Raw genomic sequence first — 229 nt, 5'->3', positions numbered from 1 at the left:
CGATAAAAGAACGGGCAGGTTTTTTCTTGCTTGAAATGGGCAATTTTAAACCTTTTCGAGTAATCTTGCAGGCTGATAGTCAAGTTATAGATACTATAAACGAAGCGGAATGTAGCTCAATTGAAACAGACTACAAATTACTTCTCAATCAGATACTACAAGATTTGGAAGATGAAAACATCAAAGCCTCAGCGATAGTTCTTACCGGCAAAGCGGACGGTTACGATAC

The 229-nt window shown here is 38.4% G+C and carries 1 protein-coding gene; it reads left to right on the top strand.

Features of this window, described 5'->3' with window-relative positions; genetic code table 11:
- A partial coding sequence (locus SB752_RS33435) for a hypothetical protein (RefSeq protein ID WP_410719665.1) occupies positions 1 to 229 on the top strand: 229 nt, incomplete at both ends.

Source organism: Brevibacillus sp. SIMBA_040, from assembly GCF_046535075.1.
GTDB lineage: Bacteria > Bacillota > Bacilli > Brevibacillales > Brevibacillaceae > Brevibacillus.
This window is presented reverse-complemented; position numbering and strand designations above follow the sequence as displayed.